25 protein-coding genes are annotated in these 25,023 nt (G+C 67.7%); 13 read left to right on the plus strand and 12 right to left on the minus strand.

The window, feature by feature from the left end; translation table 11 throughout:
• The first annotated feature begins 11 nt into the window (after nt 1-11).
• Nucleotides 12-1,250, plus strand: a complete 1,239-nt coding sequence (gene ilvA / locus BLQ10_RS00515; protein ID WP_091557080.1) for a threonine ammonia-lyase — start codon at nt 12-14, stop codon at nt 1,248-1,250.
• A gap of 5 nt (nt 1,251-1,255) precedes the next feature.
• Complete coding sequence (locus BLQ10_RS00520) at nt 1,256-1,882, plus strand: rhomboid family intramembrane serine protease (RefSeq protein WP_091557083.1); 627 nt, start codon at nt 1,256-1,258, stop codon at nt 1,880-1,882.
• A gap of 145 nt (nt 1,883-2,027) precedes the next feature.
• Here the strand turns inward: BLQ10_RS00520 and greA are convergent, their stop codons facing one another.
• Both greA and BLQ10_RS00530 read right to left on the minus strand, forming a co-directional pair.
• Nucleotides 2,028-2,522, minus strand: coding sequence for a transcription elongation factor GreA (gene greA, locus BLQ10_RS00525; protein ID WP_018774712.1), 495 nt, complete (start codon nt 2,520-2,522; stop codon nt 2,028-2,030).
• Between the two features lie 218 nt (nt 2,523-2,740).
• Nucleotides 2,741-3,187 carry a DUF4307 domain-containing protein gene (locus BLQ10_RS00530; protein ID WP_091557085.1) on the minus strand — a complete coding sequence of 149 codons (447 nt, stop codon included), beginning with the start codon at nt 3,185-3,187 and terminating at the stop codon, nt 2,741-2,743.
• A 124-nt stretch (nt 3,188-3,311) separates the two neighbouring features.
• Between BLQ10_RS00530 and mca the strand changes: the two genes are divergently transcribed.
• From mca to BLQ10_RS00550, 4 genes are all read left to right on the plus strand, one after another.
• A complete protein-coding gene (mca, locus tag BLQ10_RS00535; RefSeq protein WP_091557087.1) occupies nt 3,312-4,217 on the plus strand; it encodes a mycothiol conjugate amidase Mca in 906 nt (301 codons plus the stop codon).
• A gap of 91 nt (nt 4,218-4,308) precedes the next feature.
• Complete coding sequence (locus BLQ10_RS00540) at nt 4,309-4,674, plus strand: hypothetical protein (RefSeq protein WP_091557089.1); 366 nt, start codon at nt 4,309-4,311, stop codon at nt 4,672-4,674.
• Complete coding sequence (locus BLQ10_RS00545; protein ID WP_091557092.1) at nt 4,652-6,865, plus strand: thioredoxin domain-containing protein; 2,214 nt, start codon at nt 4,652-4,654, stop codon at nt 6,863-6,865. The genes BLQ10_RS00540 and BLQ10_RS00545 overlap by 23 nt, the downstream gene beginning before the upstream one ends.
• The gene (locus BLQ10_RS00550) at nt 6,862-7,527 is read left to right on the plus strand and encodes an HAD family hydrolase (protein ID WP_091557094.1); all 666 of its coding nucleotides are present in this window, start codon (nt 6,862-6,864) and stop codon (nt 7,525-7,527) included. Before BLQ10_RS00545 ends, BLQ10_RS00550 begins: the two co-directional genes overlap by 4 nt.
• A 426-nt stretch (nt 7,528-7,953) precedes the next feature.
• Here BLQ10_RS00550 and BLQ10_RS00555 read toward each other — a convergent pair whose 3' ends face one another.
• Nucleotides 7,954-8,670 (minus strand): PAQR family membrane homeostasis protein TrhA, encoded by a 717-nt coding sequence (locus BLQ10_RS00555; RefSeq protein ID WP_175558425.1) that lies wholly within the window; start codon nt 8,668-8,670, stop codon nt 7,954-7,956.
• A gap of 154 nt (nt 8,671-8,824) precedes the next feature.
• Here BLQ10_RS00555 and BLQ10_RS00560 point away from each other — a divergent pair, with 154 nt between their 5' ends.
• Both BLQ10_RS00560 and BLQ10_RS00565 read left to right on the plus strand, forming a co-directional pair.
• Nucleotides 8,825-9,586 carry an isoprenyl transferase gene (locus BLQ10_RS00560; protein WP_090577127.1) on the plus strand — a complete coding sequence of 254 codons (762 nt, stop codon included), beginning with the start codon at nt 8,825-8,827 and terminating at the stop codon, nt 9,584-9,586.
• Between the two features lie 233 nt (nt 9,587-9,819).
• A complete protein-coding gene (locus tag BLQ10_RS00565) occupies nt 9,820-11,259 on the plus strand; it encodes a PhoH family protein (RefSeq protein ID WP_091557097.1) in 1,440 nt (479 codons plus the stop codon).
• A 432-nt stretch (nt 11,260-11,691) separates the two neighbouring features.
• Here BLQ10_RS00565 and BLQ10_RS00570 read toward each other — a convergent pair whose 3' ends face one another.
• Nucleotides 11,692-12,342 carry a GNAT family N-acetyltransferase gene (locus tag BLQ10_RS00570; RefSeq protein ID WP_091557100.1) on the minus strand — a complete coding sequence of 217 codons (651 nt, stop codon included), beginning with the start codon at nt 12,340-12,342 and terminating at the stop codon, nt 11,692-11,694.
• A gap of 47 nt (nt 12,343-12,389) precedes the next feature.
• Nucleotides 12,390-13,220 (minus strand): hypothetical protein, encoded by an 831-nt coding sequence (locus BLQ10_RS00575; protein WP_091557103.1) that lies wholly within the window; start codon nt 13,218-13,220, stop codon nt 12,390-12,392.
• A 58-nt stretch (nt 13,221-13,278) separates the two neighbouring features.
• Between BLQ10_RS00575 and BLQ10_RS00580 the strand changes: the two genes are divergently transcribed.
• Nucleotides 13,279-13,836, plus strand: a complete 558-nt coding sequence (locus tag BLQ10_RS00580) for a prepilin peptidase (protein WP_091557106.1) — start codon at nt 13,279-13,281, stop codon at nt 13,834-13,836.
• A gap of 11 nt (nt 13,837-13,847) precedes the next feature.
• The gene (locus tag BLQ10_RS00585; protein WP_091557107.1) at nt 13,848-14,318 is read left to right on the plus strand and encodes an NUDIX hydrolase; all 471 of its coding nucleotides are present in this window, start codon (nt 13,848-13,850) and stop codon (nt 14,316-14,318) included.
• 105 nt (nt 14,319-14,423) lie between these two features.
• On the opposite strand, the gene BLQ10_RS00590 is transcribed toward BLQ10_RS00585, so the two are convergent.
• On the minus strand, nt 14,424-16,052 hold the full coding sequence (locus BLQ10_RS00590; protein ID WP_091557110.1) for an MDR family MFS transporter: 1,629 nt from the start codon (nt 16,050-16,052) through the stop codon (nt 14,424-14,426).
• The gene (locus BLQ10_RS00595) at nt 16,049-16,756 is read right to left on the minus strand and encodes a TetR/AcrR family transcriptional regulator (protein ID WP_091557111.1); all 708 of its coding nucleotides are present in this window, start codon (nt 16,754-16,756) and stop codon (nt 16,049-16,051) included. Before BLQ10_RS00595 ends, BLQ10_RS00590 begins: the two co-directional genes overlap by 4 nt.
• Before the next feature lie 167 nt (nt 16,757-16,923).
• Here BLQ10_RS00595 and BLQ10_RS00600 point away from each other — a divergent pair, with 167 nt between their 5' ends.
• Nucleotides 16,924-17,592: a vWA domain-containing protein gene (locus BLQ10_RS00600; RefSeq protein ID WP_091557114.1), complete on the plus strand. Its 669-nt coding sequence runs from the start codon at nt 16,924-16,926 to the stop codon at nt 17,590-17,592.
• Nucleotides 17,593-17,684: 92 nt separating this feature from the next.
• Here BLQ10_RS00600 and BLQ10_RS00605 read toward each other — a convergent pair whose 3' ends face one another.
• The 3 genes from BLQ10_RS00605 to BLQ10_RS00615 form a co-directional block, all read right to left on the minus strand.
• The gene (locus tag BLQ10_RS00605) at nt 17,685-19,121 is read right to left on the minus strand and encodes a class II fumarate hydratase (RefSeq protein ID WP_090576918.1); all 1,437 of its coding nucleotides are present in this window, start codon (nt 19,119-19,121) and stop codon (nt 17,685-17,687) included.
• A 96-nt stretch (nt 19,122-19,217) separates the two neighbouring features.
• On the minus strand, nt 19,218-19,832 hold the full coding sequence (locus BLQ10_RS00610; RefSeq protein WP_091557116.1) for a carbonic anhydrase: 615 nt from the start codon (nt 19,830-19,832) through the stop codon (nt 19,218-19,220).
• Between the two features lie 9 nt (nt 19,833-19,841).
• Nucleotides 19,842-20,588: a DUF4245 domain-containing protein gene (locus BLQ10_RS00615; RefSeq protein WP_175558426.1), complete on the minus strand. Its 747-nt coding sequence runs from the start codon at nt 20,586-20,588 to the stop codon at nt 19,842-19,844.
• Between the two features lie 194 nt (nt 20,589-20,782).
• Between BLQ10_RS00615 and glpX the strand changes: the two genes are divergently transcribed.
• Entirely contained in the window at nt 20,783-21,805 is a 1,023-nt protein-coding gene (gene glpX, locus BLQ10_RS00620; protein WP_175558441.1) for a class II fructose-bisphosphatase, read from the plus strand.
• Between the two features lie 294 nt (nt 21,806-22,099).
• A complete protein-coding gene (locus BLQ10_RS00625) occupies nt 22,100-22,525 on the plus strand; it encodes an acyl-CoA thioesterase (protein WP_091557123.1) in 426 nt (141 codons plus the stop codon).
• Between the two features lie 127 nt (nt 22,526-22,652).
• Here the strand turns inward: BLQ10_RS00625 and BLQ10_RS00630 are convergent, their stop codons facing one another.
• Together BLQ10_RS00630 and manA are read right to left on the minus strand one after the other, a co-directional pair.
• Nucleotides 22,653-23,624: a lipid II:glycine glycyltransferase FemX gene (locus BLQ10_RS00630; protein ID WP_091557126.1), complete on the minus strand. Its 972-nt coding sequence runs from the start codon at nt 23,622-23,624 to the stop codon at nt 22,653-22,655.
• Between the two features lie 4 nt (nt 23,625-23,628).
• Entirely contained in the window at nt 23,629-24,918 is a 1,290-nt protein-coding gene (manA, locus tag BLQ10_RS00635; RefSeq protein ID WP_091557128.1) for a mannose-6-phosphate isomerase, class I, read from the minus strand.
• Nucleotides 24,919-25,023 lie beyond the last annotated feature (105 nt).

A 25,023-nucleotide genomic window follows, 5' to 3' on the forward strand; every position in this document is an offset into this window, starting at 1 on the left:
GAGAACAGTTCGTGAATACCCTTGAGAGCCTGCCCGTCACGCTGGACGCTGTCCTGGAGGCGCAGAAGCTGCTCGACGGGATTATTACGCGGACGCCTGTGGAATCATCGCGGGCCCTTGGCGCCACGGTGGGCGGCGAGGTGTTCCTCAAATGCGAAAACCTCCAGCGCGCCGGCTCCTTCAAGGTCCGCGGGGCCTATGTGCGGATGGCCAAGCTCTCCGACGCCGAAAAGAAGCGCGGCGTCGTGGCGGCCTCCGCCGGAAACCACGCCCAGGGCGTGGCTGTCGCAGCCAAGAGCCTCGGCATCAAGGCCCGGATCTACATGCCGCTCGGCGTCGCTCTGCCCAAGCTCGCCGCCACCCGCAGCCACGGCGCCGAGGTGGTGCTGCACGGCCACAACGTGGACGAGGCGCTGGCCGAAGCCAAGCGCTACGCCGATGAAAGCGGCGCCGTGTTTGTCCACCCCTTCGACGACGTCGACGTCGTCGCCGGCCAGGGGACGGTGGGGCTGGAAATCCTCGAACAGGTCCCCGACGTCGACACCATCCTCATGGGCGTCGGCGGCGGCGGACTCCTCGCCGGCGTCGCCGTCGCCGTGAAGGCCCGCGCCAAGGAACTCGGCCGGGAGATCCGCATCATCGGCGTCCAGGCCGAGAACGCTGCCGCCTACCCTCCCTCGCTGGCCGCGGACGCCCTCGTCCCGCTCAAGAAGGTCTCCACCATGGCGGACGGCATCGCCGTGGGCCGGCCGGGCCAGCTGCCGTTCAGCATCATCCGCGAGCTCGTTGACGACGTCGTCACCGTCAGCGAAGACGCCCTGGCCCGGGCGCTGATCTTCCTGCTGGAGCGCGCCAAGATGGTGGTGGAACCTGCCGGGGCCGTCGGCGTCGCGGCGCTCATGGAAGGCAAGATCGAAAACCCAGGAACCGTTGCGGTGGTTCTCTCGGGCGGCAACATCGACCCCATGCTGATGCTCAAGGTCATCCAGCGCGGCCTCTCCGCCGCCGGCCGGTACATGACCGTGCGGATGATGCTGGACGACCGTCCGGGCTCGCTGGCCACAATCGCCCGCATCATCGCCGAAAACGACGCCAACGTCACGGGCCTGGACCACACCCGGGTGGGCGGGTCCATCAGCATGGGCGACGTCTCCATCACCGTCAACCTGGAAACCAAGGGCCACGAGCACTGCGGCCAGGTCCTCGCGGCGCTGCGCGCCGAGGGTTTCCAGCCGATCGTGGTCCACTAGGGGCCATGGTGACGGACGCGTTTGGGGGCGGGGAGCCGCGGGAGGGGGAGAGCACCGCGGTGCGGGCCCGCCGGGGACTGCTGGTGGTCGGCTCCTTCGTGGTGCTGCTCTACCTGATCGAGATCCTCAACACGGCCCTGTTCCACTCCCTGAACCGCACTTTCGGGCTGCGGCCGCGCAGCCTGGACGGGATCCTGGACATCCTGACGTTTCCACTGCTGCACTCCAGCCTGGCCCACCTGATGTCCAACACGCTCCCGCTGATTATCTTCGGCTTCCTCGTGTTCTTATCCGGGCGGCGGGTGTTCATCACGGCCCTGGCCGCCAGCTGGCTGGCGTCCGGGCTCGTAGTCTGGCTCATCGGCGGCGCCAGCGTCACGGTCGGCGCCTCCGGGCTGGTGTTCGGGCTCTTCGCGTTCCTCCTGGTCCGCGGCTTCATCAACCGGAACTGGTGGCAGATCGTGCTGTCCGTGGTGCTGTTCATGGCCTACGGCGGCATCCTGTTCGGCGTCCTGCCCACGGTGGCCAGTTTCATCTCATGGCAGGCCCACCTGGGCGGGGCGATCGGCGGCGTCGCAGCGGCGCTGCTGCTGAGCAGCAGGCGCCCGGGGGCGCTGCCCGCGGGGCGCTGAGAGCCCGGCCAGACCGCCCCCGGGCCTATCTGCCAAACTGACCCGCCACACAGCGGAAAACACGACGCCGGCCCCCCCGCGAAGGGGAGGCCGGCGTCGCTGTCTCGTGAAAGTGTTCCGTCCCGGAACAGAACGTATTGCTGTGTCAGCCGGCGTACGGCTTGGCGGAAATGATTTCCACCGTGATGTCCTTGCCGTTCGGGGCGGTGTAGCTGAGCTTGTCGCCCTCCTTGTGGCCGACGATGGCCGCGCCGAGGGGGGACTTCTCGCTGAAGACATCCAGGTCCGAGTCGCCGGCGATCTCGCGGGAGCCGAGGAGGAATGTTTCCTCGTCGCCTGCAATCTTGGCAACGACGATCATGCCGGGCTCGACGATGCCGTCGTCGGCCGGTGCCTCGCCGACGTGGGCGTCGCGCAGAAGGGCCGTGAGCTGGCGGATGCGGGCCTCGATCTTGCCCTGTTCCTCCTTGGCGGCGTGGTAGCCGCCGTTCTCCTTGAGGTCGCCCTCCTGGCGCGCAGCTTCGATCTTCTGGACGATTTCTGCCCGGCCGGGGCCGGAAAGGTTGTCCAGCTCTGCCTTCAGGCGGTCAAAAGCTTCCTGGGTAAGCCAAGCCGCAGTTGCGCTGTTGGTGGTAGACACGGACTTCTCCTTTGGGTGGTCATACAAGCAAAGACCCCGCCACGGTGGCCACTTTTATGACGCAGTAACCAGCTCAGCGGGGGTAAGGTATTGATCCATTGTAGTCAATGCTGTGGATAAACCAAAGAGCACTGCGGCGTGCATCACACCGTGTTACAGGCGGCTTCGGTCGGCTGCAGTCTGAGTGCAGCCCGACGCGTGCCGCGACTATTGTCCGATTATTGTCCGGCGTTGGGAATCCAGCAGCTGTCCACGACGGCGGAGACCGCTTGGGATTCCGTGTGCAATTGGATGCGGTGGGCGGTGGTGCGGCCGCCGTCCGTGCCGGCGTCGGCCGCGTTCGGCCCGATGTCCACGACCTTCCAGCCCACAATCGCGAACTTGGAGTCCATGGCCTTCACGGCGCATTTCGCATCCGCAGCGGGGTCCTTGGTGACCTGGAAGTCGATTTCCGTCAACGTGGCGTCGGGGGTGCTGTAGCCGACATCCTTGAAGCTGACACTGTTGGTGGCTGCCGACGTCGAGACCCAGGCCAGGAAGGCAATGCCCACCGCGAGGGCGGCGATCAGGATGTTGCGTCTGACCTTGCGGGTCAGCGCGCGCTTTTGGCCGCCGTAGCGATTGGCTAGGCTGGTAGGCGCGGCAGGCTGATCCTCGGAAGTCACCAGTCCAGTTTAGTGTGGATCGGACGGGGATGTTTCCACGGCGGCTGACCGTACTGATCAAGTCGCCCCCCAGCAGAGCCGCACCCCAACAGAGCAGAACAGCAGAAAGAGGAGCCGTCCCACGATGACAGCATCCCCCAGCCCGTCAGCACCGCTTCGCCTGCTGGCGGTCCATGCTCATCCCGACGACGAATCCAGCAAGGGTGCCGCCACAATGGCGATGTATGCCGCGTCCGGTGTGGACGTCCTGGTGGCCACGTGCACCGACGGCTCCCGCGGCGACATCCAGAATCCCGCAATGGAGGGACAGCCGCACCCTAAACGCGACATGGCCGGGGCGCGCCGGCTCGAGATGGATGCTGCGGCGAAGGTCCTCGGAATCCGGCAGCGCTGGCTCGGATTCGTCGATTCCGGACTGCCGGAGGGCGACCCCTTGCCGGCCCTGCCGCCCGGGTGCTTCGCCCTGCAGCCGCTGGAGAAGGCGGCCGCGCCGCTGGTCCGGCTGGTGCGGGACTTCAAGCCCCACGTGATCCTCAGCTACGACGAGAACGGCGGCTACCCGCACCCGGACCACATCATGGCGCACCGGGTTGCCGTCGAGGCCTTCGCAGCCGCGGGCGATCCCGCCCGGTACCAGGGCATCGGGGAACCCTGGGAGCCCAGCAAGCTCTACTACGACCGCGCGTTCAGCCCGGACCGCTTCCGCGCCCTCCACACTGCGCTGGAGGCGGCCGGCCTGCAGTCCCCGTATGCCGAGCGCCTGGCCGCCTGGCTGGAAGCGGATGCTGAGGGGCACACCCCGCCGCCGCCGACGCACCCCACCACCACCCAGATCGAATGCGGGGACTTCTTTGAAGCCCGCGACGACGCGCTCCGCTCCCACCGCACCCAGGTGGACCCGGAAGGATTTTTCTTCGCGGTCTCCGCGGCCATGCAGCGCAGGACCTGGCCGTGGGAGGACTACTCCCTGATCGAGTCCCGGATCCCGGTGGAAACGCCCGAAAAGGACCTGTTTGCCGGGCTAAGATAGACGGGAGAGGGCTCTTCTATCCGGTGTAGAAAAGACACCGTAGAAAAGACGCCGTAGAAAAAGACACCAGTTTCCACAGAAGGTTTTTACCGTGCACTCCTTGCTCATCGCCCTGGCAACAACCCCGGCGCCGACCCCCACGCCGTCGCTGCGCCCGGGCCTGTCCGAGGACCAGGTCAGCCCGGGTCTGCTGGGCTTCCTGCTGACCGCCTTCATCGTGGTGCTGACCGCGCTGCTGATCGTGGACATGGTGCGGCGTATCCGCCGGGTCCGCTACCGCGCCCAGGTGGAGGCCGAGCGTGCGGCCGCCGAGGAAGCATCCGAGGAAGCAGGGGCCCCGGGCGGCGTTTTCCCCGCTGACGGCGCTGCCTTCCGCGCTGACGGCACGGCATTGCCCGCCGACAGGGGGCTTTCCCGGCCGGAAGCCAACGGCGATGCGGGACCCGGAAACCGCTGACGGCGGTTCCCTCAACCCGCTCTCCGGGGCCTCTAATGCCCTGGCGGCGGAACCCTCTGCGTACCTGCGCCAGCACGCCGGGAACCCCGTGCACTGGCAGCCGTTCGGTGACGCGGCCTTCGCTGCTGCGACCGCCCTGGACGTGCCGGTGTTCCTTTCCATCGGCTATGCGGCCTGCCACTGGTGCCACGTCATGGCCCATGAGTCCTTCGAGGACCAGGACACCGCCGACTACCTGAACGCCCACTTTGTCTCCATCAAGGTGGACCGCGAAGAGCGCCCCGACGTCGACGCCGTCTACATGGCCGCCACGCAGGCGATCAGCGGCGAGGGCGGCTGGCCGATGTCCGTCTTCCTGCTGCCCGACGGCCGGGCCTTCCATGCCGGCACCTACTTCCCGCCCCGGCCCATGCCGGGCCGTCCGTCCTTCCGGCAGGTCCTTGAAGCCGTGAGCGAGGCCTGGACGGAACGCCGCGGCGCCGTCGAGGCCAACGCAGCCACCCTGGCGCGCGGCATCGCCGCGTCCCAGCCAGCCGCCGCCCTGCGCCTCGACGGGCCGCCCGAGCCCCTGGACGCCTCGCTCCTTGGCGAAGCCGTTGCCGCCCTGTCCAGCTCCGAGGACGAGGCTCACGGCGGCTTCGGTGGCGCGCCGAAGTTCCCGCCCGCGGCCGTGCTCGAATTCCTGATCCGGCACGCCGCCGTCCCGGCCGCGGCCGCCGACACCGCCGGCTCTGACACCGCCGCCGCGGCCCGTGACATGGCCGCGCGGACCCTCGCGGCAATGTCCCGCTCGGCGTTGTTCGACCAGCTCGACGGCGGCTTCGCCCGCTATTCGGTGACCCGTGACTGGTCCGTTCCGCATTTCGAGAAAATGCTCTACGACAACGCCCAGCTGCTGCGCGTCTACGCCCACTGGGTCCGGCTGGGCGGCACGCCCGAGTATCCGGCGGCCGAGGCCGCAGGGATCGCCGGGCACACCGCCGACTGGCTCCTGGCCCGCCTCGGGCTGGCGCCTGATCCTGCAACACGCCCTGCGACCGGCCCGGACACAGGCGTTGTGGCACTGGCGTCGTCGCTGGACGCCGATACGGTCGTCGACGGCGTGCACGCCGAAGGGGCCAGCTACCTGTGGACTCCCGAGGAGCTCGAGTCACTCCTGGGCCCGGGCGACGGCGCCGCCGTGGCGGTCCTCATGAACGTCCGAACGCCAGGCAGCGTGGGCGCCGACGGTTCGCCGCTGCATCCGGGCCGGGAGATAACCGGCGGGGACGCTGCGCTGTGGCAGCGGGTGCGCCCGCTGCTGGCGCAGGCGCGCAACGGACGGCCCCAGCCCGGCCGGGATGACAAGGTGGTGGCCGGCTGGAACGGGCTGGCCGTCGCGGCCCTCGCCGACGCCGGTGCCGTCCTGGCGCGTCCTGAGCTCGTGGCTGCCGCGGAACGGATCGCGGCCTACCTTGAGCGCGTGCACTGGCGGCCGGCAGATGGCCCCGGCCGGCTCATGCGCGTCTCCCACGACGGAGTGGTGCGCGGAATTGGCGGCTTGCTGGAGGACTATGCCTTTTGCGCCGAGGGGATGTTCGCGCTCCACGGGATCACCGGGCACACCCGCTGGTACGAGCTCGCCGAGGCCATTCTGGACGCCGCCTGCGGGCGGTTCGCAGCCGACGGCAGCCTGAGGGACACGGCGGGGGAATCGGTGCAGGTCACGGCCGCCCAGGGCGGCCGGGACGGTCTGGAACTGTTCGACAGTGCCACCCCCAGCGGCGCCGCCGCGCTGGCCGGTGCCCTGGTGACCCACTCGGGCCTGTCCGGCTCTTCCGAACACCGCGCGCTGGCGGCCAACATCCTCGCCCTGCTGGTGCCCCCGCTCGCGGTCCGGGCCCCCCGAGCGGCTGGCTGGCTGCTCGCGACCGCCCAGGCCGCCCTCGCCGGTCCGATCGAGGCCGCCGTCGCCGGGCCGGACACGCCGGAACGGGCCGCCCTGCACCGTGAGCTGCTGCTTTCGGCCAGCCCCGGGCTGGTGGTCGCGGTCCAGGACGATGCCGCCGCCCGGCCAGTGCCGCTGCTGCGGGGCCGCGGCGCGGGCCCGGACGGCGCCCCGCAGGTGTTCCTGTGCCGCGGCATGGTCTGTGACCTTCCCACGGGTTCCGTCGAAGGGATACGGGAGCGGCTGGCTAGGATGGCCTCATGACTGGTCAGGGCGGCTTTGAGCTGGTGGTGTTCGATTGCGACGGTGTGCTGGTTGATTCCGAGGTGATCTCCATTCGGGTGGACCAGCGCGTGCTGGCAGATCTCGGCTGGGAACTGGAACTCGATGAAATCGTGGAACGGTTCGTCGGAAAGTCCGAGGCGCACTTTGTCGCCGCCGTCGAACAACAGCTCGGTGTTCGGCTCGCCGACGGCTGGGACCGGGACTACGGGCGCTGGTACCAGGAGGCGTTTGACCGCGACCTCGAAGCGGTCGACGGCATCGAGGAGGCCCTGGGCCGGCTGTCCCTGCCCCACTGTGTCGCCTCCAGCGGCAGCCACGAAAAGATGCACCGGACCCTGGGCAAGACCGGGCTGTTGCCCCGCTTCCAGGGCCGCATCTACAGCGCTACGGAGGTCGCTAACGGCAAACCGGCGCCTGACCTGTTCCTCCACGCCGCCGCAAGCCTCAACACCGCGCCCGGGCGGTGCGCCGTGGTCGAGGACAGCGCCTACGGCGTCCGGGCCGCCCGGGCGGCCGGAATGCATGTCTTCGCGTATGCCGGGGATGTCACCCCGGCCGCGCGCCTGGCCGGTCCCGGGACCACTGTCTTTTCAGACATGCGCCGGCTCCCCGAGCTCATCGCGGCAGGGCGGCCCGTTTAAGCCGAGGGCTCCGACGTCGGAAATTCCCCACCTTGGAAGTCGGCGCCCGGCGTGTCGGGAAGAACCGCCGGTGAGGCCCGACGTCGCTGTCTCAAAGGTGGGAAGAATGGGCGGGGCGAAACGGCCGGAGAAAACACAGCCCGCTTGGGCCCGGGCCCTCAACGCCTGAATTTCCCCACCTTTGACGTCGGCGCGCGGCGTGTCGGGCCGAACCGCCGGTGAGGCCCGGCGTCGCTGTCCCAAAGGTGGGGAGAATCTGCGCGGGCTGCCTGGCAGGCAGTCCGGGCCGGGGGAGTAGCGGTGGTCGGGGGCCTTGCGGCTTCGGTGAGCGTCGGCCCTTTGCCCGGCTGAGCCCAGGGCCGCCGCAGGCAGGCAGCCGGTTCGGGCCGGGGGAGCCGCGGTGAGCCTGGGCTTTGCCCGAAGCGGTCAGCTCAGGACCGCGATGGCAATGGCGATGTAGTGCGCGGCGAAGGCAAAGACCGTCAGGGCATGGAACAGTTCGTGGAAGCCGAAGTGCTTGTAACTGATGTTCGGCTTCTTCAGCGCATAGAAGACGGCCCCGGTGATGTACAGGACGCCGCCCACGCAGATCAGCACCGCCGAGGCAACATTGGCGGCGAAGAAGTCCGGAAGGTAGAACAGCGACCCGCAGCCCAGGGCGATGTAGATCGGCACGTAGAGCCACCGCGGGGCGTCGGTCCACAGCAGACGGAACAGCACGCCGAGGATGGCCCCGGACCAGATGACCCACAGCAGCACTTCGGCCTGCTGCCGGTCCAGCAGGGCCCAGGCGAGCGGCGTGTAGCTTCCGGCGATCACCAGCATGATGTTCGTGTGGTCCAGCCGCTTCAAGACGATCTTGACGCGCGGTGACCAGTTCCCGCGGTGATAGACGGCGCTGACGCCGAACAGCAGGACCCCGGTGACGGCATAGACGGCGCAGGCGACCTTCAGGTCCGGCGGGGCCAGGATCACCAGCACCAGCCCCGCGGCCAGCGCCAGCGGGGCGGTCACGGTGTGGATCCAGCCTCGCCATTTGGGCTTGATCATCAGCAGTTCGGCAAGCCTCACCGCGGCGTCGTCCACCGGGGTTCCCCGCTTCGCCGGAGGCTCCGGCCGGGGCTCAAGACTGTTGCTCTCCATCCCGCAATAATAACCTACACCCTAGTAAGTTACCGATGAGTAACAAGCGTCCTGGTGCTGTTCGGTGGCGGACCTGCAGCCGGCAAGGCCCTCCGGCAGGTAGCCTAGGATGTGCACTGAACAAGTACCTCAAGGAAGCCAGGTGAACCTCCGGATGGAAATGCCCGGGCTCCTCTACGGCTTTTACGAGCGCAAGCTGCAGCGCTCCCTCGACCCGGAACGGATCCCCCGGCACGTCGGCGTCATGGTTGACGGGAACCGGCGCTGGGCCCGCCAGTTCAACGCCCCCACAAGCCAGGGACACCAGGCCGGTGCGGACAAGATCCACGAATTCCTCGGCTGGTGCCAGGAGCTGGGCATCAAGGTGGTCACCTTGTACATGCTTTCCACGGACAACATGAACCGCTCGGGCGAGGAACTCGACCTCCTGATGGGTATCATCGCCAACACCCTGGACCGGCTGGATGAGGACGCCAACATCTCGGTGCACGCCATGGGCGCCCCCGAACTGCTGCCGGACTACCTCGCCGAGCGGCTGAACAACCTTACGGCCCGCACGCCCGCGCACGAAAGGCTGCACGTCAATGTCGCCGTCGGCTACGGCGGACGGCGGGAGATTGTCGACGCCGTACGGGAACTCCTGCACGACGCCGTCGCCCGGGGGGCGGACATCGGAAAACTGGCCGATGACCTCACCGTGGATGACATCTCGCGGTTCCTCTACACCCGGGGCCAGCCGGACCCGGACCTGGTGATCCGGACCTCCGGGGAGCAGCGGTTGTCCGGGTTCCTCATGTGGCAAAGCGCGTACAGTGAGTTCTACTTCTGCGAGGCCTTGTGGCCGGCGTTCCGCAAGGTCGACTTCCTGCGCGCCCTGCGCGATTACGCCGGCAGGCAGCGCCGCTTCGGCGCCTGAGCCGTTCACAAGGATTTCACGCGACGGCAACAAGAATCGCCGAGCAAATAGACAGACAAACCCGCCCCCGGAGACTTACCTTTATCCCATCGGCAGCAATTCGCCGGCCGATCGGGGAGGCCAGTACATGGAGCGGATTTTCGCACCGGGTGTATGGGAGGCCGCGTCCGGCCTCCAGGCCGAGCCGCCTCACCAATAACAAATCCGGGCATAGCCCCGGGGCTGGAGTCGATGTGGCTAATTCTGAGCAACTGCCCGACGTCATTTCCGACCAGGGACAGAAAGCTACCTCTCGCGCCAAGCGAGCCACCTCAAAGACCGGTGCAGCGGATTCCGCCGCGGCCGGTCTTGCTGTTTCCGGGGAAGGAACAGGGAACCGGGGCACGGCCCGCAGTTTCGTGATCGATACCTCCGTGCTGCTCTCCGATCCGCGGGCCCTCCTGCGCTTCGCCGAGCACGAGGTCATCCTGCCGATCGTCGTCATCACCGAGCTCGAAGGAAAGCGCCACGACCCTGAACTGGGTTACTTCGCGCGCAAGGCCCTCCGGCTTCTCGATGACCTGCGGCTCCAGTACGGCGGCCTGGACCGTCCCATCCCGCTTGGCCCGGACGGCGGCACGCTCATGGTGGAGCTGAACCACATCTCCGCCGATGTGCTGCCCGCCGGCTTCCGCGGGGTGGACAACGACAGCCGCATCCTCGCGGTGGCCAAGAACCTCTCCAACGCGGGCCGCGACGTGACGGTGGTGTCCAAGGACCTGCCGATGCGCGTCAAAGCCTCCGCCATGGGGCTGCTGGCCGACGAATACCGCAATGAACTCGTCAAGGACTCCGGCTGGACCGGCGTCGCGGAGCTCGACGCGGGCGAGGACGAGGTTGCCACCCTGTACGGGCACGAGCCGGTCTTTATCCCGGCCGCGGCCGAGATGCCGACCAACACCGGGCTGGTCCTGCTTTCCAGCCGCGGCTCGGCCCTCGGACGGGTGGGGCCGGACAAGCAGGTCCGGCTCGTGAAGGGCGACCGCGACGTCTTCGGACTCCACGGCCGCTCAGCAGAGCAGCGGCTGGCCATCGACCTCCTGATGGACCCGTCGGTCGGCATCGTGTCCCTCGGCGGCCGCGCCGGCACGGGCAAGTCCGCACTGGCCCTGTGTGCCGGGCTCGAAGCCGTCCTGGAGCGCCGGGAGCACCGCAAGGTGATCGTCTTCCGGCCCCTGTACGCGGTGGGCGGGCAGGAACTGGGCTACCTGCCCGGATCCGAAGCGGAAAAGATGAACCCCTGGGCGCAGGCCGTCTTTGACACCCTGGGCGCGCTGGTCAGCCAGGAGGTCGTGGAGGAAGTGATGGACCGGGGCATGCTTGAGGTCATGCCGCTGACCCACATCCGCGGACGCTCGCTGCACGACGCGTTCGTGATCGTCGACGAGGCGCAGTCCCTGGAGAAGAATGTGCTCCTGACAGTGATGAGCCGGATCGGGCAGAACTCGAAGATCGTCCTGACCCACGACGTCGCCCAGCGCGACAACCTCCGGGTCGGACGGCACGACGGCGTGGCCGCCGTCGTCGAGACGCTCAAGGGACACCCGCTGTTCGGCCACGTCACCCTCACCCGTTCGGAGCGCTCGCCGATCGCGGCCCTGGTGACGGAGCTGCTGGAGGGGGCGGAAATCTAGGCGACGCTCGACTCTGCGAGGGGTCGCGGTTGGGTTTGCGGACCGCGGCCTTTCGCCGTCGCTGGGTTCTCGAAACGCGGCCTTTCGCCGTCGCTTAGCGCAGAGGTCCCTGCCCAAGGCTCGCAAGCTCGCCTCGGGGCCCGCGGGACGCTGCTTACGACGCATGGTACCCGCTGCGGTCGCTGGGCGACCTCCGGGGTCCGATGCGCCGCGATGCGCTCCTTCGCGAAAGACCGCGTCCCGGTTGGCGAGCGTCCCACCTTGCGAAAGACCGTGTCCCGGCTGGCGAGCACCTCAACTTCGCGGGGCTGTGGTGTCCCGCTAAGGAGCGCATCGCCGACCAAAGCGAAGCGGAGGTCGCCCAGCGACCGCAGCGCAGCGACGGGAGGTGTCTAAGCGACGGCGGGACGCCGTGGGCCCGCTTGGGGGTCGCTACGGGTGGATGCCCAGGTATTTTGCGGTGGCTTCGTGGCCCTTTACTTGGAGGTTCCAGTCGGGGCGTTTGAAGGTTGCGGGGGTGAGGCGGACCTTTTGGACTTCCTGCGTCTTGCCGCCCCAGGAGGCTCGGGTGACGCCGTTCAGGTCGTAGCCGAGGGAACGGGAGACGCCGAGGGACTGCTGGTTCCAGGCGGCCGCTTCGGATTCTGCGACTTCCGCGCCGAGGAAGTCGAAGGCGTAGAGGGCGACGGCGGCCCGCATCTCCTTGCCAAGGCCGCGGCCCTGGACGCTCTGGCGGAGCCAGGAGCCCGTGGTGACCGTTTTCAGGGTGGCGAAGTCCTTGGCCGCGACATCCTGGCAGCCGATGAATGCGCCCTCGTGCCAGATGCCCAGCAGGAGGGTCCAGTCCTGCTGTGTCATGCCGCCGCGGCACCGCCAGTACCACTGAGCCATGTTGATCCCGAGTTCGTGGGGCGGGGCTTCGGCCCAGGGCCTGCTGAAGGGGTTCCGGCCCGCCTCATGGATGCCGCTGGAGGCGGCGTCGACCGCGGCCGGAATGTCCTCGTCCCGGATGGGCCGCAGCTCAAGGCGCGGCGTGGTCAGGGTCAGCCCGAAAGGCGGCCAGTAGGAGGCGGGGTCGGTCATCCGGGAAGCCTAACGGTGCCGGACGGCGGACGCCAGTCACAGACCGGCTATTCTGCGGGAACGTCCCAGCTGATGTGGCGCCGGACGTCTGTGAGGTTCATCGATTCGGCGAGGAACAGGTCATCGAGCATGTATTCGTCGACGCCCAGGATCCTCAGCCAGTGGCCGTAGCCGTTCTGCTCATTGCCAGCCCCGGGTGCGTCCAGCCAGCGGCTGACAACGCAGACGCCCGTGCCGGCGTCAATCCTCAGCAGCGTGCGTCCGGGCCGGCAGAGCGGGGCTCCGGGGTCGGCGGGACGGTACGAGAGGTTCGGGCTGACCGTGGTTTCCAGGGCCGGCCGGCCCTCATGGTCAACTTCCGTGATGGGGCCAAGCTCCACGGCGTTGGAGTTGGGGAACTCCAGCGGGACCGGGGCATTCCCGGCGAGCTCCACCGGGTCAAGGACGGCGGCGAACCGGCCGTTTCCAAACGACGGCTCGCCGTAGGCTGCCTCCGGGCGACGGCGCACCAGCCCGTCGTCGTCGTACACCGGGGTGACCAGATGCGGCGGCAGGAGCCAGGTCTTCCTCGTGGAACTGATATACAAGTCGCCGCGCGAATCATTGATGCCGGTGGTGCTGCCGATCACGAGTCCGCCGACCGTCTCCAGCCGCAACGCCCCGGGCCTGCGCAGCCAGCCTCTGACGAGGTCGTCGGGGGAGGCGGCGGCCGTCGGGGAACCCGCGGAAACCGTGAGCGGCCGGTCCAGGTACTCAAACCTCAGCGACTGCCACTTCCAGGGCGAGGACCGGCACAGGTTCCGGAAGGCCGCGGCCTGGTCCGCCGGACCGCGTGGCGCGACCGGCCCACGCCGGTTCGTGCTGTCCCATGCGGCCATATCCACAGTTTACGCGCGGGGACCGCCGGGCCGGACGAATATCCAGTAGCATCCGAGAGTGATCGAACGACTCGGCACCCTGGGCGCCGCCAACCCGCTGGCCTTCTGGCTTGCCCTGGCCGCGTGCGCCTATTTCTTCGTGATGGCGGTCCGGCTCACGGTCATCGACGTCCGGCACCACCTGCTTCCGGACAGGATCGTGTTTCCTTCGTATGCAATCGCCGGAGTCCTCCTGCTGGGCGCGGCCGCCAGCCAGCTCCTCCCCGGCGGCCAGGGCGCTGCCGGCACGGCGGTCGCCGGGGTGTTCGGCGTGCCGGGGCTGCGTGTCCTCGCCGGTGGGGCGGCCCTGTGGCTCTTCTACTTCCTCCTGCATGCGGTGTATCCGCCGGGTATGGGATTCGGCGACGTGAAGCTCGCGGGCGTCCTGGGGATGTACCTGGGATTCCTGGGCTGGGGGCACGTCATGGCCGGGACCTTTGCCGCGTTTGTCCTCGGCGGGCTGTGGAGCCTCGGATTGCTCGCCGCGCGGCGCGGCAATCTGCAGTCGGCCATTCCCTTCGGGCCGTTCATGCTGGCCGGCACGGCGGCCGCCATGCTCCTGATTCCGGCCGGTTAGGCTGACACGGCATGGCCACACCGGATTTCATCCTGAAACTGCGCGAGAAGATCGGCCACGAGACCCTCTGGCTGCCCGGCGTCACGGGAGTGGTGTTCGACGACGCAGGCCAGGTCCTGCTCGGCCAGCGCGCCGATAACCGGCAATGGGGCCTGGTCACCGGGATCCTGGAACCGGGCGAGGACCCCGCCCCGGGCCTGTTGCGGGAGATCCTCGAAGAGACCGGTGTGGTGGCCGCGGCGCAACGGCTGGTTTCGGTGGATGCCGTGGGTCCGATCCGCTATCCCAATGGCGACGTGTGCCATTTCCTGACCCTGGTGTTCCGCTGCCGTTTCGTCTCAGGAGAGGCCAGAGTCAACGACGACGAATCCCTCGCCGTCGGATGGTTCCGCCCGGAGGACGTCCCGGAGCTCATGCCCGGGCATCTGGAGATGATCCGGCGGGCCACTGACCCCGCCGGCGACGTCCACTACCTGCGCTGATCCCGCCCCGGCCTGCCGGCGCTGACCGGCCCGGCACGCAGCAGGGGCGCCGCAACCCCCAAAGATTGCGGCGCCCTGGCCGTCAGTGGCAGGCACTGGCGGCGCCTAAGTCCCGCGGGCCGGGTCCGCTGCTGCCCGTTCCGCCTCGAGCCGCTCGGCTTCCTCGCCGCCGACTGCTTCTCCGCGGGCCACCATGCCGGCGGTGTCCGAGAGCGGGATCTGCTTGAGGGTCAGAGCCAGGATCAGGGCGATGCCCAGGAACGGCAGCAAGTACCAGAAGACGGGGGCGAGCGAGTCCGCGTAGGCGTTGACGATCGCGTCCTTGAGCTGTGCCGGGAGCTGGCTGAGCATTTGCGGGTCCATCGTCCGGGTGGACTGCGACGCCTGCTCGGCGGACGCCCCCGCGCCGGTGAAGGCGTTCGTCAGTGACTCGGAGAGCCGGGTGGTGAAGATGGAGCCGAATACCGCGACGCCGAGGGACGCGCCGACCTCACGGAAGTAGTTGTTGGTGCTGGTCGCCGTGCCGATCTGGTCTGCCGGCACGGAGTTCTGCACCACCAGGACGATCACCTGCATGATCGAGCCCAGGCCGGCGCCGAAGATGAACAGCTGCACGCAGATGACCCAGATGGGGGTGGCGGCCGTGAGCGTGGTCAGCCACAGCATTGCCGCGATGGTCAGGGTGGCCCCGAGCACCGGGAACAGCTTGTACTTGCCGGTCTTGGAGATGCGGATGCCGGAGAAGATGGCCATGCCCATGAGCCCTACCATCATCGGCAGCATCAGCAGGCCGGATTCCGCGGCCGAGGTCCCGGAGGACATCTGCAGGAAGATCGGGACGAAGGCGATTGCCGCGAACATTCCCAGGCCCAGGGTGAAGCCGATGGCGGTGGAGTTCACGAAGATGCGGTTCTTGAACAGGCTTAGCGGAATGATGGGGTCCTCGGCCCGGCGCTCCACCAGGACGAAGGCGGTGGCGGCGAGCACCAGGCCGGCGCCGAAGGACCACGTCAGCGGCGAATCCCAGCCCTCGTGTTTCTTGCCGCCGAAGTCGGTGAAGAAGATCAGGCACGTGGTGGCGGCGGAGAGCAGCAGCACGCCCAGGATGTCGATCCGCTTCTCGGCCTTCTTGTTCGGCAGCGTCAGGGTGAACCAGGCAATGGTGAACGCGGCGATGCCGATCGGGATGTTGATGTAGAAGGCCCATTCCCAGGTCAGGTGGTCCACGAAGAAACCGCCCAGCAGGGGTCCGGCGACGGCGGAGAGGCCGAAGATGGCACCCAGCGGGCCCATGTACTTTCCGCGCTCCTTCGCCGGAACAATGTCGGCGATGATGGCCTGGGACAGGATCATCAGACCGCCGCCGCCCAGGCCCTGGATGGCGCGGAAGATCACGAAGCCCCAGAAGTCAGTGGCGAGGGCGCAGCCGACGGAGGCGAGGGTGAAGAGCCCGATGGCGATGAGAAACAGGTTCCGTCGCCCCAGGATGTCGCCGAACTTTCCGTAGATCGGCATGACGATGGTGGTGGCCAGCAGGTAGGCGGTGGTGATCCAGGCCTGGTGCTCCACGCCGCCGAGTTTGCCGACGATTGTGGGCATGGCGGTGGACACGATGGTCTGGTCAAGGCTGGAGAGCAGCATGCCCGCGATGAGGGCGGAGAAGATGATCCAGATGCGTTTCTGGGTCAGCAGCAGCGGCTCGGCTGCTGGCTTGGTGCTGACGGCGGCGCTCATTGCGCTCCTTCGGAAGGGTTGGACTTGGACTGGACGGTGTCGGAGTGGACGGTGTCGAAGTGGGACATGGTGAACGGCAAGGAGAAGAGCGTGCGGGCGGCGGTTATGTTGTCCAGCAACATGTCCTTGTACGGGCGGGTATTGCCTTCGGAGAAGTAGTCGGCGCTGGTTTTCCTGGCGACGTTTCCTAGGAGGACAACGGCCATGCGGACCACGGGGTGGTCGGCAGCGACGCCTTCCCTGGCCGCGAGCAGCCGGGCGAACTCGGCCTCGCGTTCCTCAGTGGCGCCGATGATCCGGAGCATCAGCTGGGGTTCCTTCTTGATTACCCCGATCAGCTGGCGGGTTTCTTCCTCGGAGCCGCTCATCCGTTCGGACAGATCGAGGGACAGCCGCACGAGGTCGGACAGGAGTGAGGCCGATATTTCGCCGGGGGGCGAGTCCGCGCCGCCTGCCATGAACCGGGCCACCACCTCTTCCGGAAAGTCGTCGTCGACGTGGCCGAGGATCGCGTCTTCTTTGGCCGGGAAGTAGTTGAAGAAGGTCCGGCGGGAGATGCCCGCCCGCTCGCAGACTTCCTCCACGGTGTAGCCGCTGAGGCCCCGTTCGGCGGTCAGGGAACGCGCGACGGCGGTGATGGTCGCCCGCGTTGCGGCCCGCTTGCGCTCGCGGAGGCCGCCGGCATTAATTGCACTGTTTCCCATGGAGTGTATTTTTGCACTTAATAACAAATAGTGCAAAAGATACCGCGGCGCTGTTGCGGTCAATATTGTCGCTGCCCGGCCGTAGCCTGCTTCTGTCCAGCTTTTCTGCTGGCAACAGGTGGCCCACGACGAGGCACAAGCCCCGTCCGGGCCGGAAATGGGGAAGCATGACAGATTCAGCCCTGACACACGTGTACGTCCTCCTGGACCGTTCCGGCTCGATGAGCGCCATCGCCGATGACACCGTGGGCGGGTTCGCGGCGTTCGTCCGCGAACAGCAGGCAGTGGCGGGCCGGTGCCGGCTGTCGCTGGCGCAGTTCGATGACACCTACGAGCGCGTTTACGCTTCGGTGGACATCCAGGACGTGCCGGCCCTGGACCTGCAGCCGCGGGGCAGCACCGCCCTCCACGACGCCATGGTGCGGCTGATCGGGGAGGCAGGTGCGGAACTCGCGGCCCTTCCGGAGGACCAGCGCCCCGGCACCGTGCTTGTGGCTGTGCTGACGGACGGGCACGAGAACTCCTCGCGCGAGGCCACGGGTGATTTGGTCAAGGCCCTGGTCCAGCGGCAGCAGAGCCAGTGGGGCTGGCAATTCACGTATTTGGGCGCCAACCAGGACGCCGTGCTGACGGCGGGCAGCCTGGGCATCCGGGCCGAAGACGCCCTGACCTATGCCGCCGGGAACGTCGATGCTGCCTTTTCGGTCCAGTCCGCCAAGACGCGGCGCTTGCGGGAGGCGCGGATCGGCGGTGCCAGCATGGCGGACGCCGCCGCGGCGGCGGCCTACACGGCGGAGGAGCGGGAGGCTGCCGGCGGGGAACCGCCCCGGGTCTAGGGTGCAGACATGCCGCCGGCCGGCACCCTTCCAGGAAAGGTGCCGGCCGGCGGCGGATGTTCTTTGGGGGACGGCGTCGCCGCCCGCAGTCGCTAGGCCTTGTGCGGCGGACGCGTCATGGACATGACGTCCAGGGCGGTGTCCAGCTGCTCCTCGGTCAATTCGCCGCGCTCGAGGAAGCCCATGGAGACGACGGTTTCGCGGATGGTCAGGCCCTCGGCCACGGCCTTCTTGGCGATCTTGGCGGCGTTCTCGTAGCCGATGAACTTGTTCAGCGGGGTCACGATCGACGGCGAGGCCTCGGCGAGGAATCGGGCGCGCTCCACGTTGGCGGTGATGCCGTCGATCATCTTGTCGGCCATGACGCGGCTGGTGTTGGCCAGCAGGCGCACGGATTCAAGGAGGTTGGCGGCCATGACCGGGATGCCGACGTTGAGTTCGAAGGCGCCGTTGGTGCCGGACCACGCGATCGCGGTGTCGTTGCCGATCACCTGGGCGCAGACCATGATGGAGGCTTCGCAGATGACCGGGTTGACCTTGCCGGGCATGATCGAGGAGCCCGGCTGCAGGTCCGGGATCGCGATTTCGCCGAGGCCGGTGTTGGGGCCGGAGCCCATCCAGCGAAGGTCGTTGTTGATCTTCATGAAGGAGATCGCAATATTGCGCAGCTGGCTCGACGCCTCGATGAGGCCGTCCCGGTTCGCCTGGGCCTCGAAGTGGTCGCGGGCCTCCGTCAGGGGCAGCCCGGTGTCGGCCGCCAGCAGTTCGATCACGCGCTCCGGGAAGCCGGCCGGCGTGTTGATGCCGGTGCCCACGGCGGTTCCGCCCAGCGGGACCTCTGCGACGCGGGGGAGGGAGGCGTTGATGCGCTCAATGCCGTAGCGGACCTGGGCGGCGTATCCGCCGAACTCCTGGCCCAGGGTGACGGGGGTGGCGTCCATGAGGTGCGTGCGGCCGGACTTCACGACGTCCTTGAATTCTGCCGCCTTGCGCTCCAGCGACTCTGCCAGGTAGCCAAGGGCCGGGATCAGGTCATTGATCAGCGCGGACGTGGCGGCGACGTGCACGGAGGTCGGGAAGACGTCGTTGGAGGACTGTGAGGCGTTGACGTGGTCGTTTGGGTGGACAACTTTGTCGCTCCCGGCCGACTTCAGAGCCCGCGAGGCGAGCTCGGCGATGACCTCGTTGGTGTTCATGTTCGAGGACGTGCCGGAACCGGTCTGGAAGACGTCAATCGGGAAGTCGCCATCGTACTTGCCGGCCGCAACCTGGTCGGCGGCGTCGGCGATCGCCTGGGCGAGCTCGCCATCGAGCACCCCCAGTTCGGCGTTCGCCTGGGCGGCAGCCTTCTTCACCCGTGCCAGGGCTTCGATGTGGGCGCGCTCGAGGGTCTTGCCGGAGATCGGGAAGTTCTCGACTGCCCGCTGCGTCTGTGCGCGGTACAGGGCGTTCACGGGAACGCGGACTTCGCCCATCGTGTCGTGTTCAATGCGGAACTCTTCGGTGTTCAACTCATCTGTGGAAGTCATGGGCCTAGCTTATTGGGAGTGGGGGTCCCATCGAAAACCGTGAACGGCCGCCGCCGTGGCTGCCGCGGCGGGGAACCCAGGGGTGGAGAGTTGAGCCTAGAGCTCGCCGATTCCGGACACGAGGTCGGCCTTGCCGTCGGCCAGGCTGTACGCGAGGCCGATCACGGCGGCGCGCCCGCCTTCCACGGCGTCCGAAATCACACGGGAGCTGTCCACGAGGCGCTGCGAGGTCTGCTTGACGTTCTCGACCACCATGTCGTTGATTTCGTTCTGATTGTTACGGAGGGAGGTCAGCACGGACGGGGTGATGCGTTCGACCAGGCTGCGCATGAAACCGACCGGCATCTGGCCGGTCTCCACAGCAGTCTTGGTCGCCGTGACCGCGCCGCAACGGTCGTGCCCCAAAACCACGATCAGCGGCACGCCGAGGACGCTGACGCTGTATTCCAGGGAGCCGAGCACGGCGTCGTCAATGACCTGTCCCGCGGTCCGGACAACGAACGCGTCGCCCAAGCCGAGGTCGAAGATGATCTCGGCGGCGAGGCGGGAGTCGGAGCAGCCGAAGATCACGGCGAAGGGGTGCTGGTTCTCGACAAGCGATGAGCGCCGCGATGCATCCTGGTTGGGGTGCGAGGACGCGCCGGAGACAAAACGCTGGTTGCCTTCGCGGAGACGCCGCCAGGCAAGTGCAGGGGTGAGATAAGTGGCCACCCCCCGACTTTACTTCGTCGCTGCAGCCGTTGGAGAAACTGTTGCGCCCGGTGTGGTCGTCGGCGCGCTGGACCGTGCCCCGGCGGGAGGGTTGGCTTCAAGCGATTTCACCACTGCGGCGGCCAGGGTGGAGAACTCCTCCAGCGTCGCGGATCCGGACAGGATCACGGTGGTGCCGCGTTCGGCCAGCACCATGGATTTCTCGCCCTTGCCGCTGTCCCGCAGTTCCCAGTCCCGGCCGCCAGCGTTCCGGGTGCCGGTCACGGGCGCGTTCTTGGTCTGCTGCAGGAGCCAGGTGGGGTTGGCCTTGCGGGTCTGCACGAGGGCGATGAAGGATTCCTTCGGCGTCAGGTAGCCGACTTCCCAGGCAGGAACGCCGCTGCCGGCGCCGGACTCCCAGCGGGCGTAGTTGGCGCGAAATGTGTCGCCGGTATCGGCCGCCACGGGTGTGAATCCCGCCACACCCGCCGCGTTCTGCGCGGTGGCGCTGACGTTGATGTTGGGCCGGTACCCGTCGGTCTTGGGAGCGGGGTTCATGAGGACGATCGGCAGGAACGCGGCGATGCTCACCACCAGGGCGATGATCATGCCCATGACAGAGGCATTGGCGCGCTTGGCCGCAGCGGCGGCGATGACGGGCTTCACCGGTGGCTGTCCGGAAGGGTCCGGGCCTGCCGCGGGGGAGCTGCCAGCCGGAGAGCCGGGGGCGGCGGGGGAGGTGTCCTGCAATTCACTCACCCCTCTATAGTCGCGCATGTCCGGGCCGATCTCACATTCGCGCCGCAGAGGCCGCCCCGAGGTGAAGTGCGTCACGCACTGGTCATCCCATGACCTTGCGCGCCTGCCCCGACTATGATCAGTATCAGACTAATCACCGCGACGGATCGATCCTGGCCGTACGGGTTCAACGACCGCCACTCGAAGATGAGGTTCACGTGACACCAGCGCCCATGTCCCAGAAGTACTCCACGCTTTCCCCCTCGCTCGCCGTCGGGATCGACGAGCCTGACCGCAACCTCGCGCTTGAACTTGTCCGCGTGACCGAGGCAGCGGCCATCGCCGGTGGTCACTGGGTGGGCTTCGGCGACAAGAACAAGGCCGACGGCGCCGCCGTGGACGCTATGCGCTCCTTCCTGCAGACGGTGCACTTCAACGGCGTCGTGGTCATCGGTGAGGGCGAGAAGGACGAAGCCCCGATGCTGTTCAACGGCGAGCACGTCGGTGACGGTACCGGCCCCGAGTGCGACGTCGCCGTCGACCCCATCGACGGAACCCGCCTGACCGCCCTCGGCATCAACAATGCCTTGGCCGTCCTGGCCGTGGCCGAACGCGGCTCGATGTTCGACCCCTCCGCCGTGTTCTACATGGAAAAGCTCGTCACCGGCCCGGAAGCGGCCGACATGGTGGACTTGCGCCTGCCGGTCAAGCAGAACCTGCACCTGATCGCCAAGGCCAAGGGCGTCAAGGTCAACCAGCTCAACGTCATGATCCTGGACCGCGACCGGCACCGCCCCCTCGTGGAGGAAATCCGGGAAGCCGGCGCCCGCACGAAGTTCATCATGGACGGCGACGTCGCGGGCGCCATCGCCGCTGCGCGTGCCGGCACCGGCGTCGACGCCCTCATGGGCATCGGCGGAACCCCGGAAGGCATCGTCGCGGCCTGCGCCATCAAGTCCCTCGGCGGGGTCATCCAGGGCCGCCTGTGGCCCACGAGCGACGACGAGAAGCAGAAGGCGATCGACGCCGGCCACGATCTCGAGCGCGTGCTCTCGACCAACGACCTCGTCTCCAGCGACAACTGCTACTTCGCGGCCACCGGCATCACCGACGGCGACCTCCTCAGGGGCGTCCGCTACTCCAAGGACAAGGTCCTCACCCAGTCCATCGTGATGCGCTCGAAGTCCGGCACGATCCGCTTTGTCGACGGCGAGCACCAGGCCAGCAAGTGGGAAGGCTACGCCCGCAAGAGCTAGCACCTGCGCGCAGCACTGAACACCGCGAATCCCGGGCCGCCTCCGCGACCCGGGATTCGTCGTCTTAATTCCAGTCTTAATTCCAGTCTTAATTCCCAAGTACAGTGCCGCAGCGCCCGCTGCGGCGGCAGGGTTCCTATAGGGGTCCACTGTGGCGAGGTGTCTTGTTGAGAAGATGCGGTCCTCATGGACGGCGGCGTGACCGCTTGATGGCTCACCACCTCGGTAATGGCAGGCGGATCGGCTCGCTTGCGGGTTCGCCGAGCAATATTATGGCAAGCGAAGGGGCGCTGAATGGCTAAGGTACCGATCGTTTACAAGAGCACGCACCGGGTCAAGTTCTCCGAGCTCGACCCCAACAACCACGTGAGCACGGGGAAGTACGCGACCTATTACGCAGATCACCGGATGGAGGGCCTGCGGGACTATGTCGGTTGGGACCTGGAGACCCTGGGCACATTGCCGTTCATGGTCTGGGTCCGGAGGATGGAGATCGACTTTCTGCGTCCTGCTCGGGGCGATCAGGAGATCACCATTACGTCGTTCGTGCGCGAGTTCCGCGGGCCCGATGCGCTTATCGAGTGCGCCATGGTCGATTCCGGCGGAAATAACGTGTCGCGCTGCGTCATGACCGTTGCCTACGTCGACAAGGAAACGAGTCGCGCGACGGACTGGCCGGCCGACGTCATGGCGCTGTTCTTCGAAAAAGAAGCCTCATGAGCGCATTTGGCTGACTGGAGTCCGACCGTCCGCCAGATCCGATTCACTTCGCCCGCTCCAACCAGAAACACCCAGATCAGCCGCTTGCAGTGATACGTGATGCACTCGCCGACTTTAGCAACACGCCCTAGCGGTCTGCGAGGGCCCGGGACCGGGCGCGCAGCTTCTTCGCCAGCTGGGCGCCCTTGCGGGCCAGCTGGTAGCTGCCGTAGCGCACCTTCCGGACCGGCAGGTCCCACGTTCCGGGATACGCGATCCCGCGGCCGCCGAACGACTTCTTGAACGCGGTGAACCCGGCCCACTTGTGGTCTGGCTGGTCAGCGGGCGCCACGCCCCAGAGGTCCACGTGCTTGAGGCCCTTCGCCTGGGCGTCCGCTATCAGAGTGACGAGCAGGGGAATGCCCGCGCTGAGCTTGCGGTGGGTGTCGTCAAGGGCGGCATGGGCGTAGGTCCGGGTGTCGGCCGAATCGTAGGCCAGGGCTGCGGCGATGGGGTGACCGTCGAGCTCCGCGATGAACAGCGTCGCGGCGCCGGCCGGCATCAGCGAGCGGGCCACCTGGCTCAGGTATTCGTCGCTTTGGGGCTTGAAGCCGTTGCGGGCGGCCGTCATGTGCAAGAACTCCAGGAGGACGGCGATCTCTGCCGGATCCTGGCTGGACCGGAATGTCACGCCCTTTTTGTGGATGTTGCGGAACAGGTTCCGGTTCGCCGGCTTCATGTCCGCCAGGACGTCCTTGAAATCCCGGTCGAGGTCCACAATCCAGCTGAGCTCGGGCTGTTGGCTGACCGGAGCCGGCTGCAGGCCGCGGCTGCGGAGTACGGCGTCGGCCTCGGCGGCAGTGAACCCTGCAGTGACCGGCTCAACCCGGACAAACACGGCCCCGCTGGCCCCGGCGAGGTCCGTCAGGGCGGCCAGTGCGGCGTCGAACGCCGCCAGCGACTCGGCCACCGGACCGTAAGGGGCGTACAGCAGTTTGCCGGCCGGATTGGATTCCTCGACCGCAAGGAAGCGCCACCCGGGGCCGGATTGTTCGTGGACGGTGCGTCCCAGAGCGCGCTGGAACTGTGCCCACTGGGGGCTTTGCAGGAAATAATCCATGGTGTCAGGCTTCCAATGCGGTGGTGACGGCAAATGCCAGGGCGGGGCCGGTGGCGCCGGAGACGGCGTGGACGTTGACCGGGGCCTCGGCGGCGGGCAGGAAGGCGCTGGCGCCCCGTTCCAGCCGCAGCTCACCCTTCGGGGAGTCGAGTCGGACGGAGCCGCCGGTGACAATGACGACGGCGGCACCGGACTGCGCCAGCGGGACGGGCTCCGCCCCGGGCGCCAGTTCAATCCGTTGCAGCTGGAATTCCCGGAACGGTGGACGGAAGAGCTCCTGGCCCAGCATGGTGGTCTCGGCGAGGAGCCTGGGTACTGCGACGGCCTCGAACGCGACCGTTTTGAGCAGTTCCGGCACGTCCACGAACTTCGGCGTGAGCCCGCCGCGGAGCACGTTGTCCGAGGACGCCATGACCTCGATCCCGAGGCCGCGCAGGTAGGCATGGACGTTTCCGGCAGGCAGGTAGACGGCCTCACCCGGCGCGAGCGAGATCCGGTTCAGCAGCAGCGAAATCAGGACGCCCGGGTCTCCGGGGTAGTCATGGTTGAGGTTCGCCACCGTGGTCAGCTCCGCGACGTGCGATCCCATGGGTGCACCGGAGACGAGGGCCGCCACGATCATGGCCGTCGCGTGCGAGACGTCCTCCCCGCCGGCGATCAGCCGCTCAAAGGCGGAGCGGAGGGCCGCGGGCTCGTCCGGCTGCGCCAGGTCTTCGAGCAGCAGCGGAACAAGCGGCGGCAGCTCCAGCCCGGCGAGGTCGAAACACGCCGCCAAGTGCAGGAAGGCTGCCCGCGATTCCGCCGCCGGCCGGAAACCGCAGAGCGCCTCGAACGGGGTCAGCGCGAAGATCATTTCCGGTTTGTGGAAGGCGTCCTTGTAGTTGCGTTCCGGGGCGGCGGGGTCGACGCCGGCGGCTTCCTCCCGCGCGAAGCCCTCCCGGGCCTGGTCGAGCGTCGGGTGCACCTGCAGGGACAGCGGCGTCTCGGCCGCAAGGACTTTGAGCAGGAACGGCAGGCGCGGACCGAATGCGGCCACGCTCGCGCTGCCCAGGCAATGTTCCGGATCCTCGGCGATCAGGGTGTCCAGCGCGAGCCGTCCGCCGTCGTGCGTTTCGGGCGCGTGCCGTCCGGCACCCCCGGCCGCCGGAGTCAGCGCAACAGAGGGGGAGTCCGGGTGGGCGCCGATCCAGAGCTCCGCTTCGGGACCACCGGAAGCCGGCCTGCCGAGCAGCTCGGCGATGGCCGTCGGTGAGCCCCAGGCATAGGGCCGGAGGACGTTCTCAAGTTCGTACATGGCCTGGTCCCTGTCTCGCAATGAAATGTCTCGTCAAATGAAATGTCTCGTCAATGAATTGTGGTCATACTGCTGCGTTCACTCGGATTCGGGCACCCGACCCGC

Origin of the sequence: Arthrobacter sp. ok362, from assembly GCF_900102785.1 — a bacterium.
In the GTDB taxonomy this organism is placed as follows: Bacteria; Actinomycetota; Actinomycetes; order Actinomycetales; family Micrococcaceae; genus Arthrobacter.

What these genes read in the sequence shown, in the direction of transcription:
- BLQ10_RS00520 (WP_091557083.1), top strand. Translation starts at nt 1,256, where the DNA reads ATGGTGACGGACGCGTTTGGGGGCGGGGAGCCGCGGGAGGGGGAGAGC.
- mca (WP_091557087.1), top strand. Translation starts at nt 3,312, where the DNA reads ATGACAGCATCCCCCAGCCCGTCAGCACCGCTTCGCCTGCTGGCGGTC.
- BLQ10_RS00545 (WP_091557092.1), top strand. Translation starts at nt 4,652, where the DNA reads ATGCGGGACCCGGAAACCGCTGACGGCGGTTCCCTCAACCCGCTCTCC.
- BLQ10_RS00550 (WP_091557094.1), top strand. Translation starts at nt 6,862, where the DNA reads ATGACTGGTCAGGGCGGCTTTGAGCTGGTGGTGTTCGATTGCGACGGT.
- BLQ10_RS00555 (WP_175558425.1), bottom strand. Translation starts at nt 8,670, where the DNA reads ATGGAGAGCAACAGTCTTGAGCCCCGGCCGGAGCCTCCGGCGAAGCGG.
- BLQ10_RS00560 (WP_090577127.1), top strand. Translation starts at nt 8,825, where the DNA reads ATGGAAATGCCCGGGCTCCTCTACGGCTTTTACGAGCGCAAGCTGCAG.
- BLQ10_RS00570 (WP_091557100.1), bottom strand. Translation starts at nt 12,342, where the DNA reads ATGACCGACCCCGCCTCCTACTGGCCGCCTTTCGGGCTGACCCTGACC.
- BLQ10_RS00575 (WP_091557103.1), bottom strand. Translation starts at nt 13,220, where the DNA reads ATGGCCGCATGGGACAGCACGAACCGGCGTGGGCCGGTCGCGCCACGC.
- BLQ10_RS00585 (WP_091557107.1), top strand. Translation starts at nt 13,848, where the DNA reads ATGGCCACACCGGATTTCATCCTGAAACTGCGCGAGAAGATCGGCCAC.
- BLQ10_RS00590 (WP_091557110.1), bottom strand. Translation starts at nt 16,052, where the DNA reads ATGAGCGCCGCCGTCAGCACCAAGCCAGCAGCCGAGCCGCTGCTGCTG.
- BLQ10_RS00595 (WP_091557111.1), bottom strand. Translation starts at nt 16,756, where the DNA reads ATGGGAAACAGTGCAATTAATGCCGGCGGCCTCCGCGAGCGCAAGCGG.
- BLQ10_RS00600 (WP_091557114.1), top strand. Translation starts at nt 16,924, where the DNA reads ATGACAGATTCAGCCCTGACACACGTGTACGTCCTCCTGGACCGTTCC.
- BLQ10_RS00605 (WP_090576918.1), bottom strand. Translation starts at nt 19,121, where the DNA reads ATGACTTCCACAGATGAGTTGAACACCGAAGAGTTCCGCATTGAACAC.
- BLQ10_RS00615 (WP_175558426.1), bottom strand. Translation starts at nt 20,588, where the DNA reads ATGCGCGACTATAGAGGGGTGAGTGAATTGCAGGACACCTCCCCCGCC.
- glpX (WP_175558441.1), top strand. Translation starts at nt 20,783, where the DNA reads ATGTCCCAGAAGTACTCCACGCTTTCCCCCTCGCTCGCCGTCGGGATC.
- BLQ10_RS00625 (WP_091557123.1), top strand. Translation starts at nt 22,100, where the DNA reads ATGGCTAAGGTACCGATCGTTTACAAGAGCACGCACCGGGTCAAGTTC.
- BLQ10_RS00630 (WP_091557126.1), bottom strand. Translation starts at nt 23,624, where the DNA reads ATGGATTATTTCCTGCAAAGCCCCCAGTGGGCACAGTTCCAGCGCGCT.
- manA (WP_091557128.1), bottom strand. Translation starts at nt 24,918, where the DNA reads ATGTACGAACTTGAGAACGTCCTCCGGCCCTATGCCTGGGGCTCACCG.